Genomic DNA, 15,978 nt, shown 5'->3' with positions numbered 1-15,978 from the left:
TGTAGCCGCTGTCGTAGCCGTCATGGCCCTGGCCGTCGACGTACGACGGCTGCTGGGGCACCCCGCCCGCGTACTGCGGGGCTGCCTGGCCCGGGCCGGGCGGCGGCGCCGCGCCGCGGCGGACCTGACGCATCACGCGGGCGCTCTCGGGCCGTGCGCTCGCGCTGCCGCGTCCGTACCGGCCGGCGCGGTCGTCACCGGGTCGTCCCTGGGGCCAATCAGTCATGCGGACCAGTGTGCAGGTCCGGACGGCGCCGCTGACAGGGTCGTCGGAAAATAGGGGCGGCGCTGTTGCGAAGCTGACACAAACTACGCGGCTGTGGTCCCGGCATAAGGTGGAGGGCATGACAGACCAGGCAGAACAGGCCTCGGCCGCGGAGTCGGCGACACCGGAGATCCCGGGCAAGCCGACCTCGGCCTCCCGCACCACCCTCAGCCACATCATGACGCACAGCGACACCAACCTTCTGGGCACGGTGCACGGCGGCGTCATCATGAAGCTGGTCGACGACGCGGCCGGCGCCGTGGCCGGACGGCACTCCGGCGGTCCCGCCGTCACCGCGTCCATGGACGAGATGGCGTTCCTCGAACCGGTCCGCGTCGGTGACCTCGTCCATGTGAAGGCCCAGGTCAACTGGACCGGCCGCACCTCCATGGAGGTCGGCGTGCGGGTGCTGGCCGAGCGCTGGAACGAGTCCGCCCCCGCCACCCAGGTCGGCTCGGCCTACCTGGTGTTCGCCGCGGTGGACGCCGACGGCAAGCCCCGCTCGGTGCCGCCGGTCGTCCCGGAGACGGAGAAGGACAAGCGGCGCTACCAGGAGGCCCAGATCCGCCGCACCCACCGCCTGGCCCGCCGCCGCGCGATCATGGAGCTGCGGGAGAAGCGGGCCGCGGAGGGCTTCGAGGACTGAGCCGCGCGGACGAGAAGGGGCGCCCCGGACCGAGTCCCGGGCGCCCCTTCTCGTGTGTGAGGCGCGTTACGGCAGGTTGCGCGCCATGACGATGCGCTGAACCTGATTCGTACCCTCATAAATCTGGGTGATCTTGGCGTCGCGCATCATACGCTCCACCGGGTAGTCACGGGTGTAGCCGTAGCCGCCGAGGAGCTGGACGGCGTCGGTGGTGACCTCCATGGCCACGTCCGAGGCGAAGCACTTGGCGGCCGCGCCCTGGAAGGTGAGGTCGCTGTCGCCGCGCTCGGACTTCGCCGCGGCGGCGTAGGTGAGCTGGCGGGCGGCCTCGATCTTCATGGCCATGTCGGCCAGCATGAACTGGACGCCCTGGAAGTCGGCGATCGGCTTGCCGAACTGCTTGCGCTCCTTGACGTAGCCCTTGGCGTAGTCGAGGGCGCCCTGGGCGATGCCGAGGGCCTGGGCGGCGATGGTGATGCGGGTGTGGTCCAGCGTCTTCATCGCGGTGGCGAAGCCGGTGCCCTCCGCGCCGATCATGCGGTCGGCGGGGATGCGGACGTTGTCGAGGTAGACCTCGCGGGTCGGCGAGCCCTTGATGCCGAGCTTCTTCTCCGGGGCGCCGAAGGAGACGCCCTCGTCGGACTTCTCGACGACGAACGCGGAGATGCCCTTGGAGCGCTTGCTCGGGTCGGTGACGGCCATCACCGTGTAGAACTCGGAGACGCCCGCGTTGGTGATCCAGCGCTTGACGCCGTTGAGCACCCAGAAGTCGCCGTCGCGCACGGCCTTGGTCTTCATGCCGGCCGCGTCGGAGCCCGCGTCGGGCTCGGAGAGGCAGTAGGAGAACATGCCGTCGCCCTTGGCGAGCGGGGTCATGTACTTCTTCTTCAGCTCCTCGGAGCCGGAGAGGATCACCGGCAGCGAGCCGAGCTTGTTCACCGCGGGGATGAGGGAGGAGGACGCGCAGACGCGGGCCACCTCCTCGATCACGATGACCGTGGCGAGGGCGTCGGCGCCCGCGCCGCCGTACTCCTCGGGGACGTGCACCGCGTGCAGGTCGTTCGCGGTCAGGGCGTCGAGGGCCTCCTGCGGGAAGCGGGCCTCCTCGTCCACCGCGGCGGCGTGCGGCGCGATCTTCGCCTCGGCCAGCGAGCGGACGGCGTCGCGGAGCATGTCGTGCTCCTCGGACGGGCGGTACAGGTCGAAGTCAGCCGATCCGGCCAAGGTCTCTCACGCTCCAAAACGCTGTGATGCTGGGCACGCTAACTACCGTTAAGTAACCCAAATTTTAGAACGCCGCCCGCGGTCGTGGATAGGTGAGGTTGACGACAGCGGCCGAAGGCCCCGCCCGGCGCCCCGGATATGCTCGGGCGCGCACCTCAGCCGTACACCTCTGGAGCACCCCATGGCCCTCAAGATCACCGTGATCGGCACCGGCTACCTCGGCGCGACCCATGCGGCGGCCATGGCCGAGCTCGGTTTCGAGGTGCTGGGCCTGGACGTGGTCCCCGAGAAGATCGAGATGCTCCAGCGGGGCGAGGTCCCGATGTACGAGCCGGGCCTGGAGGACCTGCTGCGCAAGCACGTCGCCGGCATCGAGGGGTCCAGCGGGCGGCTGCGCTTCACCACCGACTTCGCGGAGGTCGCGGCCTTCGGCGACGTGCACTTCCTGTGCGTGAACACGCCGCAGAAGCACGGCGAGTACGCCTGCGACATGTCGTACGTCGAGTCCGCGCTGGCCTCGCTCGCGCCGCATCTGCGCGGTCCCGCCCTGGTCGTCGGCAAGTCGACCGTGCCCGTGGGCAGCGCCGACCGGCTGGCCGCCTACCTCGTCGAGCACGCCCCGGCGGGCGGCGACGCCGAGCTGGCCTGGAACCCGGAGTTCCTGCGCGAGGGCTTCGCCGTCCAGGACACGCTGCGCCCGGACCGGATCGTGGTCGGGGTGCGCAGCGAGCGGGCCGAGAAGCTGCTGCGCGAGGTGTACGCCACGCCGGTCTCCGAGGGCTCGCCGTTCGTCGTCACCGACTTCCCGACGGCCGAGCTGGTGAAGACGGCCGCGAACTCGTTCCTGGCGACCAAGATCTCCTTCATCAACGCGATGGCGGAGGTCTGCGAGGCCGCCGACGGGGACGTCGCCAAGCTGGCGGAGGCCATCGGGCACGACGACCGGATCGGGCGGAAGTTCCTGCGGGCCGGGATCGGCTTCGGCGGCGGCTGTCTGCCGAAGGACATCCGGGCGTTCATGGCGCGCGCCGGTGAGCTCGGCGCCGACCAGGCGCTGACGTTCCTGCGCGAGATCGACTCCATCAACATGCGCCAGCGCGGCCAGATGGTCGAGCTGGCCCGGCAGGCGCTGGGCGGCGGCCCGTTCCTCGGCAAGCGGGTCGCGGTGCTCGGCGCCACCTTCAAGCCCGACTCGGACGACGTACGGGACTCGCCCGCGCTGAACGTCGCCGGGCAGATCCACCTCCAGGGCGCCCAGGTCACGGTGTACGACCCGAAGGGCATGGAGAACGCCCGGCGGCTGTTCCCGACGCTCGGCTACGCGGACACGGCGCTGGAGGCGGTGCGGGGCGCCGACGCGGTGCTGCACCTGACGGAGTGGCGGGAGTTCCGCGAGCTGGACCCGGAGGCGCTGGGCGAGGCCGTGACGGCCCGGGTGATCCTCGACGGCCGCAACGCCCTGGACCCCGAGGCCTGGCGGCGGGCCGGCTGGACGTACCGCGCGATGGGCCGGCCGACGGCCTAGAGCCGACCGCGGACAGGTGACGCCGGTTCGGCCGAGGCTCAGTCGGCCGAACCGGCGTCCGTCCGCATTCTGCCCCACCGGCCCGCGCCCCGGCCGGTGAAGCCGCTGTGCGTCACGCCTCCTTGGCGCGGTACCGGCGCATCTTGGCGCGCGCCCCGCACACCCGCATCGTGCACCAGCGCCCGCGTCCGGCCGGGCTGCGGTCGTAGTACGCCCAGTGGCAGTCGGCGGCCTCGCACGCCTTGAGGCGGCTCCAGGTACCCGCGACCAGCGCCTCGGCGACGGCGGCGGCGACCCGCGCGGGCAGGGACCCGGGGTGGGCCGGGGCGAGGGCGGCGGAGCCGTCGGCCGCGTCGACCGTCACGACCAGCGGGGCCCCGGCCAGCAGCTCGCCGAGCGGGGCGACCGTGCGGTGCGGCGGGTGGCCGGCGTGCGCCAGCAGGGCCGCGCGCAGCGACTCGCGCAGGTCGCGCGCGCCCGGCACCTCGTCCTCCGTCAGGCCGAAGCGCGCCCGGCCCTCCGGCGTACCCAGCGAGTCGGCGCCCGTCTCCAGGTCCAGCGTGTTCACCAGGGCCTGGACGAGGTCCAGTCCTCCCGGTGCGGGCGATCTCTCACTCATGCTTGCGACGTTACCGCCAATGGGGGAGCATGCAGTAACCGTTACCGGTTACCCGCACCTTGTTGGTAACCGCAGCCTTCAAGGAGGAAGTCATGGCCGTAGCCGAGCTGGGCGTCGTCGTCCTGGACTGTCCCGACCCCCGCGCGCTGGCCCGCTTCTACGCCGACGTGCTCGGCGGCACCGTCGAGGTCCAGAACGACGGCCGGGACGAGTGGGTCGACCTGAAACTGCCGGGCGGGCAGGCCCTGGCGTTCCAGGCCGCCCCCGGGTACGTACCCCCGGAGTGGCCCGGGACCGACGGCGCGCAGCAGTTCCACCTCGACCTCACCGTGCCGGACCTGGACGCGGCCGAGAAGGCGGTGCTGGAGCTCGGCGCCCGCCCGCTGGAGGCCGACGACCGGTCCCGGTCGTTCCGCGTTTACGCCGACCTCGCCGGGCACCCGTTCTGCCTCTGCGCCTGCTGACACCACCCCGCACCACATCACCGGGAGGAACCCCATGGCACCCGTGGCACGTTTCCGTTCCGTCGTCGTCGACTGCCCCGAGCCCCGCGAGCTGGCCCGCTTCTACGCGAGCCTCGGCGGCGGCACCCCCGACGAGCAGGACCCGGACTGGGTGGTGCTCCAGGTGCCCGGCGGGCCGCGGGTGTCCTTCCAGCGGGTTGCGGAGCTCACCCCGCCCGAGTGGCCGCGCTCCGACCGCAACGCCCAGCAGTTCCACCTCGACTTCGACGGCGGGGCGACCTGGGAGGAGATGGACGCGGCGCACGAGAAGGCGCTCGCGCTGGGCGCCCGGCCGCTGGACCTGGAGGACCGGGAGAAGAAGGACTTCATGGTGTACGCCGACCCGGCCGGGCATCCGTTCTGCCTGTGCCGGATCGAGCACGCCTGACGGCGTGGTGCTCAGCCGTCGAGCGCGCCGATCGTCGCGGTCGACGGCTGGCGCCGTAGCTGCGCGGCGCGGGCGGTGAAGGCCGCACCCCGTAGCACCCGCTGTACGTTCCCCCAGGTCAGCAGGGCGACGTCGGCCTCGTCCCAGCCGCGGCGCAGCAGCTCGGCGACGAGACGGGGGTAGCAGGAGGCGTCGCCCAGCTCCAGCGGATGGGCGGTGCCGGTGTCGAAGGTGCCGGACAGGCCCACGCTGCGCGGGCCGGCTACGGCACGGACGTGGTCCAGGTGGTCGGCGACGTCGCGGACGGTCGGGCCGGTCTGCTCGGCGGTCAGCGGCACCATGCACAGGCCCCCGGCGGCGCCCAGCTCGGCGAGCAGGTCGTCGGGGAGGTTGGCGGGGTGCGGGCGCAGGGCGCGGGCGGCGGAGCGGGTGCACAGCGCGGGCGCCTTGGAGACGGCGAGGACGCGGCGGACGGTCTGTTCGCCGGCGCCGGAGAGGTCGGCGAGGACGCCGAGCCGGTTCATCTCGCGGACGACCTCCTCGCCGAACCGGGTCAGTCCGGCCTCGCTCGCCCAGGAGGCGCCGGTCAGCGTGAGCATCCGCAGGCCGAGGGCGTGCAGCGAGCGCAGGATGCCGATGCTGTCGCCGAGCGCGGCGGCACCGGCGGGGCCGGGCAGCACGGCGACGCGGCCGCAGTTGCGGGCGTCGATGGTCTGCCCGGCGTCGTACGCCAGCCGCAGGCCCTCGGGGTGGGCGCGGACGACGGTCTTGACCAGGTCGAGCTGCTCCAGGGTGGCGCCGACGGCCCGGTCGCCGTCGATGCCGTCGGGCAGGTGCAGCGACCAGAACAGGGCACCGACGTGTCCTTCGCGCAGCCGGGGCACGTCGGTGTGGACGCCGCTCTCGCCCAGCTCCAGGTCGTACCAGGACAGGTGCTTGAGCGCCCGGGGCAGGCCGCAGTAGCCGTCGGCGACGGGGTGGGCGGCCAGCACGGCGTGGGCGCGGGTCAGCGGCTCGTCGCCGGGGTCGGAGACGGGCGCGTAGGGCTCGGGCGGGAAGGCCTCGTCGGGCAGCGGCACGGGCAGGTCGTCGAGCTCGCCGGCCTCGGCACCGGTGTGCAGGTCGTCCTGGAGGTCTGCCATGACGGGGCTCCGTACGGTCGTCGTGCGTTACGGTCACCGTCACACGGAGCAGGTGGGGCTTCCTGGTGGGTGCGGCGTTCGGGGGTACGGCGCCCGGGGCCCGTGCTCAGCCGCGGGCCGCGTCGATCACCTCGTCCAGGGTGTCCCGGGAACGGAGCAGGTCGGCGATGGTGCGGTCGATGCGGGCGCGCTCCTCGGTGAGGTCGGCGACCAGCTTCGGGGTGGCGACGGCCGAGGGTCCGCCGTCCCCGTCCCGCATGCAGGGCAGCAGCTCGGCGATCTTGCTGCTGCACAGTCCGGCCGCGAACAGCTCCTGGATGCGGATGACCCGGTCGACGGCCGCCTCCGCGTACTCGCGGTGCCCGCCGGGCGTACGCTCGGCCGCGAGCAGCCCCTGCTTCTCGTAGTAGCGCAGCGAGCGTTCGCTGACGCCCGTGCGCCGGACGAGTTCGCCGATCCGCATGCCGTCGCCTCCGGGGCTTGAAACTGACACCAGTGTCAGGTTTTACCGTACCGGCCATGACGAACACAACGGACCTCTTCGCCTCCGCCCCGCTCGGACCGCTCACCCTCCCCAACCGCCTGGTGATGGCCCCGCTGACCCGCAATCGCGCCGAGGCCGACGGCACCCCGACCCCGCTCATGGCCGAGTACTACGCCCAGCGCGCCTCGGCCGGCCTGATCATCGCCGAGGCCGCGACGCCGAACGCGGTCGGGCAGACGTACCCGAACATCACCGCCGTCCACAGCGCCCGGCACGTGGCCGGCTGGCGGCGGGTCACCGACGCGGTGCGCGCGGCCGGGGGCGGCGGGATGTTCCTCCAGCTCCAGCACGGCGGCCGGGTCGGGCACCCCGCGACCAGCGGACTGACGCCCGTCGCGCCCTCGCCGGTGCCGCTGCCCGAGACGATCTTCACGCCCGGGGGCCACCGGCCGTCCGTCGTGCCGAGGGAGATGACCGCCGAGGACATTCGCACCACCGTCGCGGACTTCGCGCGCGCCGCGCGCAACGCGCTCGACGCCGGGTTCGAGGGGGTCGAGGTGCACTCCGCCAACGGCCATCTCCTGCACCAGTTCCTGGCCGCCAACACCAACCTGCGCACCGACGGGTACGGCGGCCCGGCGGCCGCGCGGATCCGGTTCACGGCCGAGGTGACGGAGGCCGTGGCCGCCGAGATCGGCGCCGACCGGGTGGGCCTGCGCGTCTCCCCCGGCAGCACCGTCAACGGCGTCTCGGAGGGCAGGACGGAGGAGATCTACACCGCGCTCGTGGAACGGCTCGGCGGTCTCGGGCTCGCCTACCTCCACCAGGTCCACGCCGACCCGGACGCCCCGGTGTTCCGGAGGATCCGCGCCGGGTGGCCGGGCGTGCTGATCGCCAACCCGGTGCTGGGCGACGACCTCTCCACCGACGCCGTGCGCCGCGCGTCCGAGCGGCTGCTGGCCGCCGGCGCCGACCTGATCGCCCTGGGCCGGCCCTTCCTGGCCAACCCCGACCTGGTGACGCGGCTGCGGCTCGGGGCACCGCTGAACCCGGTGCGGGACCGGTACCTCATGTACGTGGGCGGGGCGACCGGCTACACCGACTACCCCGCCCTCGCACAAGAGCCGGCTCAGCCGTCCAGGTCCTCCAGGGTCGCGTTGGACGGCCCCCGCGTCGCCTGAAGCCCGCGCGCCACGTCCTCGGCGGCGCCCAGCACCCGTACCGCGTTCTTCCAGGTCAGCTTGGCCAGGTCGGCCTGCGACCAGCCCCGGTCCAGCAGCTCGGCGACGAGGTTCGGATAGCCCGAGACGTCGTCCAGGCCGGCCGGCGTGAAGGGCGTGCCGTCGTAGTCGCCGCCGATGCCGAGGTGGTCGACGCCGGCGACCTCGCGCATGTGGTCGAGGTGGTCGGCGACCGTGGACACCGTGGCGACCGGGCGCGGGGTGCGCTCCTCGAAGGCCGCGTGGACCTTCATCGCCTCGGGACCGGCGTCGAGGTGGTGGAAGCCGTGCGCGCGCATGTTCTCGTCGGCGGCGGCCGTCCAGTCCACGGCCGCCTGGAGCACGAACTTCGGCACGAACGTCACCATCGCCATGCCGCCGTTGGCGGGCAGCCGCTCCAGCACGTCGTCCGGGATGTTGCGCGGGTGGTCGCAGACAGCCCGGGCCGAGGAGTGCGAGAAGATCACCGGCGCGGTGGAGGTGTCCAGCGCGTCCCGCATCGTCGTCGCCGCCACGTGCGAGAGGTCGACCAGCATGCCCTCGCGGTTCATCTCCCGCACGACCTCGCGGCCGAAGGCCGACAGCCCGCCGACGCCGGGTGCGTCGGTCGCCGAGTCCGCCCACGCCACGTTGTCGTTGTGGGTGAGGGTCATGTAGCGCACACCGAGCGCGTACAGCGCCCGGAGCGTGGCGAGGGAGTTGTCGATGGAGTGGCCGCCCTCGGCGCCCATCAGCGACGCGATACGGCCCTCCGCTCGCGCGGCCTCCATGTCGGCGGCGGTCAGCGCGGCCCGCAGCTCACCCGGGTGCCGGTCGATCAGCTGCCGTACGCAGTCGATCTGCTCCAGCGTCGCCGTCACCGCGTCCGGCAGGTCGGAGCGGACGTACACCGACCAGTACTGCGCGCCGACGCCACCGGCCCGCAGCCGGGCGAGGTCGGTGTGCAGGTGGGCGGACTGGTCCTCGGCGATGTCCCGGCTGTCGAGGTCGTAGCGCACCTGCTCGCGCAGCGCCCACGGCAGGTCGTTGTGCCCGTCGACGACGGGGAACTCCCGCAGCAGTTCCCGGGCCTTGTCCAGCGAGGTCATCCGCGTCACTTCCCGAAGCCGAAGCCGGACGCCGAGCTCGCGACCTTGTTGCGCAGGCGCTTGCCCTTCTCGGTGGCCTGGTCGTTGAGGTCCTGCTGGAACTCGCGCATCCGGCCGAGCAGCTCCTCGTCGTGGGCGGCGAGGATGCGGGCGGCCAGGAGGCCGGCGTTGCGGGCGCCGCCGACGGAGACGGTGGCGACGGGGACGCCGGCCGGCATCTGCACGATCGACAGCAGGGAGTCCATGCCGTCGAGGTACTTCAGCGGCACGGGCACGCCGATGACCGGCAGCGGGGTGACCGAGGCGAGCATGCCGGGCAGGTGGGCGGCGCCCCCGGCCCCGGCGATGATCGCCTTCAGACCGCGCCCGGCGGCCTGCTCGCCGTACGCGATCATCTCGTGCGGCATGCGGTGCGCCGAGACGACGTCGACCTCGTAGGCGATCTCGAACTCGTCGAGTGCCTTGGCCGCGGCCTCCATGACGGGCCAGTCGGAGTCCGACCCCATGACGATGCCGACAACAGGGCTCATTCGGTGATCGTGCCTCTCAGGTAGCCGGCTGCGTGACGGGCGCGCTCCAGCACGTCGTCCAGGTCGTCGCCGTAGGTGTTGACGTGGCCCACCTTGCGGCCGGGCTTCACGTCCTTGCCATACATGTGGATCTTGAGCTGGGGGTCGCGGGCCATGCAGTGCAGGTACGCGGAGTACATGTCCGGGTAGTCACCGCCCAGGACGTTGACCATCACGGTCCACTTCGCGCGCGGGCGCGGGTCGCCGAGGGGGAGGTCGAGGACGGCGCGGACGTGGTTGGCGAACTGCGAGGTGATCGCGCCGTCCATCGTCCAGTGGCCGGAGTTGTGCGGGCGCATCGCGAGCTCGTTGACGAGGATGCGGCCGTCGCGGGTCTGGAACAGCTCGACGGCGAGGTGGCCGACGACGTCCAGTTCCTTGGCGATGCCGAGGGCCATCTCCTCGGCCCTGAGCGCCAGGTCCTCGTCCAGGCCGGGGGCGGGCGCGATCACCGTGTCGCAGACGCCGCCGACCTGCTGGGACTCGACGACGGGGTAGGCCACGGCCTGTCCGTGCGGGGAGCGGACCACGTTGGCGGCGAGTTCGCGGACGAAGTCCACCTTCTCCTCCGCCAGCACGGGCACCCCGGCGCGGAAGGGCTCGGCGGCCTCCTCGGCGGAGTCCACGACCCACACGCCCTTGCCGTCGTACCCGCCGCGGACCGTCTTGAGGACGACCGGGAAGCCGTCGCCCTCGGCCGCGAAGGCGGCCACGTCGGCCGGGTCGCTCACGATCCGGTGCCGGGGACAGGGCACGCCGATCGCGACGAGCTTCGCTCGCATCACCCCCTTGTCCTGGGCGTGCACGAGCGCGTCGGGCCCCGGGCGCACGGGGATGCCGTCCGCCTCCAGGGCCCGTAGATGCTCGGTCGGTACATGTTCGTGATCGAAAGTGATCACGTCGCAGCCCCTCGCGAACGCGCGCAGCGTATCGAGGTCGCGGTAGTCGCCGATGACGACATCGCTGACGACCTGCGCCGCGGAATCCTGAGGGGTGTCACTGAGAAGCTTGAACCTGATGCCCAACGGGATGCCCGACTCGTGTGTCATACGAGCGAGCTGGCCCCCGCCGACCATGCCGACTACCGGGAACGTCACACCCCTAGCGTATCGGCCGCGCGGAGCCCACCGGTTTACCGGCCGTTTCCCGGCCGTCCCCCGGCCCGCTCGCCGTGCGATACCCGCGCCCGCAGGAAGATCGCATCCCGGGGTGGTTAGCATGACTGGACCGACGCCAACCGATGGACGGGGGCCTGCACGACCATGGGACATGGTTCCTCTGGTGCCCGTACGGCACCCCCGGCGTCCTCGGCACCCCGCGGCGGCCTGCGGCGCAAGCTCGACCGGCTGGTGCGTGAGGCGCTGAAGTTCGGCGCGGTGGGCGGCGCGGGAGTGCTGGTCAACCTGATCGTCTTCAACCTGGTCCGGCACGCGACCGGCCTCCAGGTGGTGCGGGCGAGCATCATCGCCACCGTCGTCGCGATCGTCTTCAACTACCTGGGCTTCCGCTACTTCACGTACCGGGACCGCGACAAGAGCGGCCGTACCCGCGAGATGTCGCTGTTCCTGCTGTTCAGCGCGGTCGGTCTGGTCATCGAGAACGGCGTGCTCTACACGGCGACGTACGGCTTCGGCTGGGACAGCCCGTTGCAGAGCAACATCTTCAAGTTCCTCGGCATCGGCATCGGCACGCTGTTCCGGTTCTGGTCGTACCGCAGCTGGGTCTTCCGCACGCTGCCCGCCCCCGAGCCGCCGCGGACGCGGCAGGACTCCCGCGGGGAGCGCGACCGTCCGACGGCGGTGCGCGAGGCCGACGGCGCCCCCGCGGCGCAGCGCTGACGGCGGCTGCCGGCTGCTGGCTGCTGGCTGACGGCTGCTAGCGCACCGTCGGTCCCTCGTCCCCCGTCCCGGACGACTTCTTCGGCGGCGTCCGGGACAGGAACAGGCCGAAGACGGGGGGCCGGGGCTGGAGGAGTTCCAGGCGGCCGCCGTCCGCCTCGGCCAGGTCCCGGGCGACGGCGAGGCCGATGCCCGTCGAGTTCCGCCCGCTGATGGTGCGCTCGAAGATCCGCGCCCCCAGGTCGGCCGGGACGCCGGGTCCCTCGTCGGTGACCTCGACCACCGCCTGGTTGCCGGTGACCCGGGTCCGCAGGGCCACCGTGCCGCCGCCGTGCATCAGGGAGTTCTCGATCAGCGCGGCCAGCACCTGCGCCACCGCGCCCGGCGTGCCCACGGCCGTCAGATGCCGCTTGCCGGAGCTGACGATGGCCCGTCCCTCACTGCGGTAGGCGGGCCGCCACTCGGCGATCTGCTGCTGGATGACGTCGTCCAGCTCGAAGGTGACGGCGGAGCCGCTGCGCGGGTCGCGGGAGTTCGTCAGCAGCCGGTCCACGACGTCCGTCAGCCGCTCCACCTGCGACAGCGCGATCGTCGCCTCCTCCTTCACCGTCTCCGGCTCGTCGGTGAGGGTGATCTCCTCCAGCCGCATCGACAGCGCGGTCAGCGGCGTGCGGAGCTGGTGGGAGGCGTCGGCGGCTAGGCGGCGTTCGGCGGTGAGCATCCGGGCGATGCGCTCGGCGGAGGAGTCCAGGACGTCCGCGACGCGGTCCAGCTCGGGGACGCCGTAGCGCTTGTGCCGCGGGCGCGGGTCGCCGGAGCCGAGGCGTTCGGCGGTCTCGGCGAGGTCGGTGAGCGGGGAGGCGAGGCGGTTGGCCTGGCGGATGGCGAGCAGTACCGCGGCGATCACCGCGAGCAGCGCGACCAGGCCGATGATCAGCAGGGTCCGGCCGACCTCCCGGGTCACCGAGGAGCGCGGCTCCTCCACGAGGACGGTCTCGCCCTCCTCGCCGGTGGCCTTGCCCCGGATGACGTCGCCCTCCGGCGCGCTGCCGACCTCGATGACCGGCAGGCCGGGGATGCGGATCACCGCGTACCGGGCGTCGGCGACCTGCTCGCGCAGGAAGCCCGCGTCGACGGACCCGGTGCCGAGCAGCCGGCTGTCCACGATGCTGGCCAGCCGCACCGCCTCCAGGTCCACCCGCTCCTGGGCGGTGGTGCTGATGGTGCGGGTCTCGACGATGACGAGGGAGACGCCGAAGACGGCGATCACGACGAGCACCACGGCGAGCGTGGACTGGATCAGTCGGCGGCGCATGTTCCCCTACGTACCCGCGTACGGCCCCGGAGGGCTCAGTTCTTCTCGAAGCGGAAGCCCACGCCGCGCACCGTGGCGATGTAGCGGGGGTTGGCCGCGTCGTCGCCCAGCTTCTTGCGCAGCCAGGAGATGTGCATGTCGAGGGTCTTGGTCGACGACCACCAGGTGGTGTCCCAGACCTCGCGCATCAGCTGGTCGCGGGTGACCACGCGGCCGGCGTCGCGGACCAGGACCCGCAGCAGGTCGAACTCCTTGGCGGTGAGCTGGAGCTCCTCGTCGCCCATCCAGGCGCGGTGCGACTCGACGTCGATGCGCACGCCGTGCGTGGCGGGCGGCTGCTGGGGCTCGGCGGCGCCGCGCCGCAGCAGGGCGCGGACCCGGGCGAGCAGCTCGGCCAGCCGGAAGGGCTTGGTGACGTAGTCGTCGGCGCCGGCGTCCAGGCCGACGACGGTGTCCACCTCGTCGGCGCGGGCGGTCAGGATCAGGATCGGCACGGCGTGCCCTTCGGAGCGCAGCCGGCGGGCGACCTCCAGCCCGTCCATGCCGGGCAGCCCGAGGTCCAGCACCACCAGGTCGATGCCGCCCTGCATCCCGGCGTCGAGCGCGGTGGGGCCGTCCTCACGCACCTCGACCTCGTACCCTTCCCGGCGCAGTGCGCGGGCCAGCGGCTCCGAGATGGACGCGTCGTCCTCGGCGAGCAGTACACGGGTCATGGGCTGATGGTAGTCCGCTCGGAGCAACGCCCGGGGTGTGATCGGGGTGAGGGTCTCTTACCTCCGGACATGCCGGACAGGTCCCGCGGCCGGGCCGGGTGCACGCCCTCCGGCCCGCACTGCCGCCCCGGTGACGGACCTGCGGCTGTGGGGTGTCATCCTGGGAGGGACCTTCGAATGACCGTTCGCGGTTCCGTCGTCACCTGTGATCCGCGTCTCAAGTCCTTCCATACCGGGCGGTGTCCTGCCGTATGGTGAATCAGCGCCTGTAGCACCCAGAGGACCTTTGGCGACAGTTCGACGCTGAAGGTCTCTTTCGTGTGCGGGCCGGTCCACGGCCGGCCTCGAAAGGAATGACCTGTGGCCGGGCCTCATCGCGCGCAGTGAAGCGCGCGGAGGCGTGGATCCCGGTGGTCGCCGTCCATCGCTCCGTGATCCGGGGCGAATCCCTCAGGCGTGGGGTCGGACGGGTGAGGCCGCCGGTGCCGGCTGCCCCCCACCGGGCGCGCATCGCCTCATGAGCGCGTCCCGACAGCAAGGAACGACCATGGCGTCCAGCCTGACGAAGGACTCGGTCCGCCCGGGCACCCCCGGTTCCGAGAAGACCTTCTTCGGCCACCCCCGCGGACTGGCCACTCTCTTCATGACCGAGATGTGGGAGCGTTTCTCCTACTACGGCATGAGGGCTCTCCTCCCGCTGTACCTCGTCGCTCCCGGCGGTCTCGGCCTCAGCGCCGGCACCGCGACCGCGATCTACTCGGTGTACCTGTCGCTGGTGTACCTGCTCACGATGCCGGGCGGCTGGTTCGGCGACCGTGTCTGGGGTCCCCGCAAGACGGTCGCCATCGCCGGCGGCGTCATCATGCTCGGCCACCTCACGCTGGCGCTGCCCACCTCGGGCACCTTCTACGCGGGCCTCGGTCTGGTCGCCATCGGCTCGGGTCTGCTGAAGGCCAACATCTCGACGATGGTCGGCCAGCTCTACGACGGCCCGGACGACCCGCGCCGCGACGGTGGCTTCACCGTCTTCTACATGGGCATCAACCTCGGTGCCTTCATAGCGCCGCTGACCATCGGCACCATCGGTGAGAACGTCAACTGGCACCTGGGCTTCGCGCTCGCGGCGGTCGGCATGGCGCTCGGTGTGATCCAGTTCCTGATCGGCAGCCGCCACCTCGACCCCCACTCGAGCGTCGTCCCGAAGCCGCTGTCGGTGGAGGAGAAGACCTCGACGCTGCGCAAGGCCGCGTTCTGGGCCGCGATCGCCGTCGTCTTCTACGCGATCGTCGGCTTCTCCGGCCACTACACGCTGAACTGGATCCTGGTCCCGCTGACCCTGCTCGGCGTGATCATCCCGATCATGGTGCTCACCCGCATCAAGCGCGACAAGTCGCTGGACCGCGGCGAGCAGTCGAAGATGTCGGCGTACATCTGGTTCTTCGTCGCCGCGGCCGTGTTCTGGATGATCTACGACCAGGGCGGCTCGACGCTGTCGATCTTCGCCGACTCCTCCGCCGAGAACAGCGTCCTCGGCTGGGAGTTCCCGGTCTCCTGGTACCAGTCGGTCAACCCGGTCATCATCATGGCCCTGGCCCCGGTCTTCGCCTCCCTGTGGCTGGCGCTCAACCGCCGCGGCAAGGAGCCGAGCACGGTCGTCAAGTTCTGCGGCGGCCTGGTCCTGGTCGGCGCGTCCTTCTTCCTCTTCCTCGCCCCGCTGGCGATCGCCGACGGCGGTCACAAGGCGGCCGCGATGTGGCTGGTGGCGATCTACTTCGTCCAGACCTGCGGTGAGCTGATGCTCTCGCCGGTCGGCCTGTCGGTCACCACGAAGATGGCGCCGGTGAAGTACGCGTCGCAGATGATGGGCGTCTGGTTCCTGGCCGTCACCGCCGGTGACGCCACGACCGGCCTGCTCTCCATCGCCGGCGTCGACCTGAACAAGACGGGCATCGTCGCCCTGGAGGCCACGCTCGCCGTGGTCGCCGGCGTCGCGATCTGGATGTACCGCAAGCGCGTCAAGGACCTCATGGGCGACGTCCGCTGAGGCCTACCGGCCGCACCTTGCTCTCGGAGGGCCGCCTCATCCACCCCGGATGAGGCGGCCCTCCGGGCGTTTGGGGCCCTACGGCGGCCCGCAGCCGTACGCCGCCACGCCGTTCGCAGCTGCGGGCCGCCGTAGGTGGCTGCGGTGAGCCGCACCGCCGCAGCCCGCCCCGCCACGCTGTCCGTCGCTTGCGAGGCTGCGAGGACGTCCGTAGCCACGGGCCGCCGCCACGCCGTTCGCAGCTACGGGCCGCGTAGGTAGCTGCGGTGAGCCGCACCGCCGCAGCCCGCCCCGCCACGCTGTCCGTCGCTTGCGAGGCTGCCAGGACGTCCGTAGCCACGGGCCGCCGCCACGCCGTTCGCAGCTGCGGGCAGTCGTGCCGCTGGGGCGGCACG

Annotated in this window: 16 protein-coding genes and 1 pseudogene; 7 read left to right on the top strand and 10 right to left on the bottom strand. The window is 72.1% G+C overall.

From position 1 onward, the window contains the following. Nucleotides 1-226, bottom strand: a pseudogene (locus GTW67_RS37290) (LCP family protein); the annotation flags it as partial. Between the two features lie 118 nt (nt 227-344). On the opposite strand from GTW67_RS37290, the gene GTW67_RS34580 reads away from it, so the two are divergent. Next, entirely contained in the window at nt 345-911 is a 567-nt protein-coding gene (locus tag GTW67_RS34580; RefSeq protein ID WP_161168668.1) for an acyl-CoA thioesterase, read from the top strand. A gap of 66 nt (nt 912-977) precedes the next feature. Here the strand turns inward: GTW67_RS34580 and GTW67_RS34575 are convergent, their stop codons facing one another. Beyond that, complete coding sequence (locus tag GTW67_RS34575) at nt 978-2,135, bottom strand: acyl-CoA dehydrogenase (RefSeq protein WP_161168667.1); 1,158 nt, start codon at nt 2,133-2,135, stop codon at nt 978-980. 181 nt (nt 2,136-2,316) lie between these two features. Between GTW67_RS34575 and GTW67_RS34570 the strand changes: the two genes are divergently transcribed. Continuing rightward, complete coding sequence (locus GTW67_RS34570; RefSeq protein ID WP_161168666.1) at nt 2,317-3,660, top strand: UDP-glucose dehydrogenase family protein; 1,344 nt, start codon at nt 2,317-2,319, stop codon at nt 3,658-3,660. A gap of 112 nt (nt 3,661-3,772) precedes the next feature. On the opposite strand, the gene GTW67_RS34565 is transcribed toward GTW67_RS34570, so the two are convergent. Then, on the bottom strand, nt 3,773-4,279 hold the full coding sequence (locus GTW67_RS34565) for a CGNR zinc finger domain-containing protein (RefSeq protein WP_161168665.1): 507 nt from the start codon (nt 4,277-4,279) through the stop codon (nt 3,773-3,775). A gap of 92 nt (nt 4,280-4,371) precedes the next feature. On the opposite strand from GTW67_RS34565, the gene GTW67_RS34560 reads away from it, so the two are divergent. Together GTW67_RS34560 and GTW67_RS34555 are read left to right on the top strand one after the other, a co-directional pair. Beyond that, the gene (locus GTW67_RS34560; protein WP_161168664.1) at nt 4,372-4,743 is read left to right on the top strand and encodes a VOC family protein; all 372 of its coding nucleotides are present in this window, start codon (nt 4,372-4,374) and stop codon (nt 4,741-4,743) included. 34 nt (nt 4,744-4,777) lie between these two features. Further along, the gene (locus GTW67_RS34555) at nt 4,778-5,170 is read left to right on the top strand and encodes a VOC family protein (protein WP_161168663.1); all 393 of its coding nucleotides are present in this window, start codon (nt 4,778-4,780) and stop codon (nt 5,168-5,170) included. An 11-nt stretch (nt 5,171-5,181) separates the two neighbouring features. On the opposite strand, the gene GTW67_RS34550 is transcribed toward GTW67_RS34555, so the two are convergent. Both GTW67_RS34550 and GTW67_RS34545 read right to left on the bottom strand, forming a co-directional pair. Further along, nucleotides 5,182-6,312, bottom strand: a complete 1,131-nt coding sequence (locus GTW67_RS34550; protein WP_161168662.1) for a dipeptidase — start codon at nt 6,310-6,312, stop codon at nt 5,182-5,184. Between the two features lie 106 nt (nt 6,313-6,418). Beyond that, nucleotides 6,419-6,775, bottom strand: a complete 357-nt coding sequence (locus tag GTW67_RS34545) for a MerR family transcriptional regulator (RefSeq protein ID WP_161168670.1) — start codon at nt 6,773-6,775, stop codon at nt 6,419-6,421. Between the two features lie 56 nt (nt 6,776-6,831). On the opposite strand from GTW67_RS34545, the gene GTW67_RS34540 reads away from it, so the two are divergent. After that, nucleotides 6,832-7,977: an alkene reductase gene (locus GTW67_RS34540; protein ID WP_161168661.1), complete on the top strand. Its 1,146-nt coding sequence runs from the start codon at nt 6,832-6,834 to the stop codon at nt 7,975-7,977. On the opposite strand, the gene GTW67_RS34535 is transcribed toward GTW67_RS34540, so the two are convergent. Genes GTW67_RS34535 through GTW67_RS34525 form a run of 3 tightly spaced genes read right to left on the bottom strand, consistent with a single transcriptional unit; the run spans nt 7,926 to nt 10,770 of the window. Beyond that, entirely contained in the window at nt 7,926-9,104 is a 1,179-nt protein-coding gene (locus GTW67_RS34535; protein ID WP_161168660.1) for a dipeptidase, read from the bottom strand. The genes GTW67_RS34540 and GTW67_RS34535 overlap by 52 nt on opposite strands. A 5-nt stretch (nt 9,105-9,109) precedes the next feature. Next, nucleotides 9,110-9,634, bottom strand: a complete 525-nt coding sequence (purE, locus tag GTW67_RS34530) for a 5-(carboxyamino)imidazole ribonucleotide mutase (protein ID WP_161168659.1) — start codon at nt 9,632-9,634, stop codon at nt 9,110-9,112. Further along, nucleotides 9,631-10,770, bottom strand: a complete 1,140-nt coding sequence (locus GTW67_RS34525) for a 5-(carboxyamino)imidazole ribonucleotide synthase (RefSeq protein ID WP_346010815.1) — start codon at nt 10,768-10,770, stop codon at nt 9,631-9,633. The genes purE and GTW67_RS34525 overlap by 4 nt, the downstream gene beginning before the upstream one ends. A 165-nt stretch (nt 10,771-10,935) precedes the next feature. Here GTW67_RS34525 and GTW67_RS34520 point away from each other — a divergent pair, with 165 nt between their 5' ends. Further along, complete coding sequence (locus GTW67_RS34520; RefSeq protein WP_161168658.1) at nt 10,936-11,511, top strand: GtrA family protein; 576 nt, start codon at nt 10,936-10,938, stop codon at nt 11,509-11,511. Between the two features lie 37 nt (nt 11,512-11,548). Here the strand turns inward: GTW67_RS34520 and draK are convergent, their stop codons facing one another. Together draK and GTW67_RS34510 are read right to left on the bottom strand one after the other, a co-directional pair. Then, complete coding sequence (gene draK / locus GTW67_RS34515; RefSeq protein ID WP_161168657.1) at nt 11,549-12,826, bottom strand: two-component system sensor histidine kinase DraK; 1,278 nt, start codon at nt 12,824-12,826, stop codon at nt 11,549-11,551. Between the two features lie 35 nt (nt 12,827-12,861). Continuing rightward, nucleotides 12,862-13,539, bottom strand: coding sequence for a response regulator transcription factor (locus tag GTW67_RS34510; protein WP_077798502.1), 678 nt, complete (start codon nt 13,537-13,539; stop codon nt 12,862-12,864). A 547-nt stretch (nt 13,540-14,086) separates the two neighbouring features. Between GTW67_RS34510 and GTW67_RS34505 the strand changes: the two genes are divergently transcribed. Beyond that, the gene (locus tag GTW67_RS34505) at nt 14,087-15,583 is read left to right on the top strand and encodes an MFS transporter (protein ID WP_161168656.1); all 1,497 of its coding nucleotides are present in this window, start codon (nt 14,087-14,089) and stop codon (nt 15,581-15,583) included. Nucleotides 15,584-15,978: the final 395 nt, after the last annotated feature.

It is taken from the genome of Streptomyces sp. SID5910 (genome assembly GCF_009862125.1).
In the GTDB taxonomy this organism is placed as follows: Bacteria; Actinomycetota; Actinomycetes; order Streptomycetales; family Streptomycetaceae; genus Streptomyces.
The sequence above is the reverse complement of the archived record's forward strand: the minus strand, read 5'-3'. Positions and strand labels throughout refer to the sequence as shown.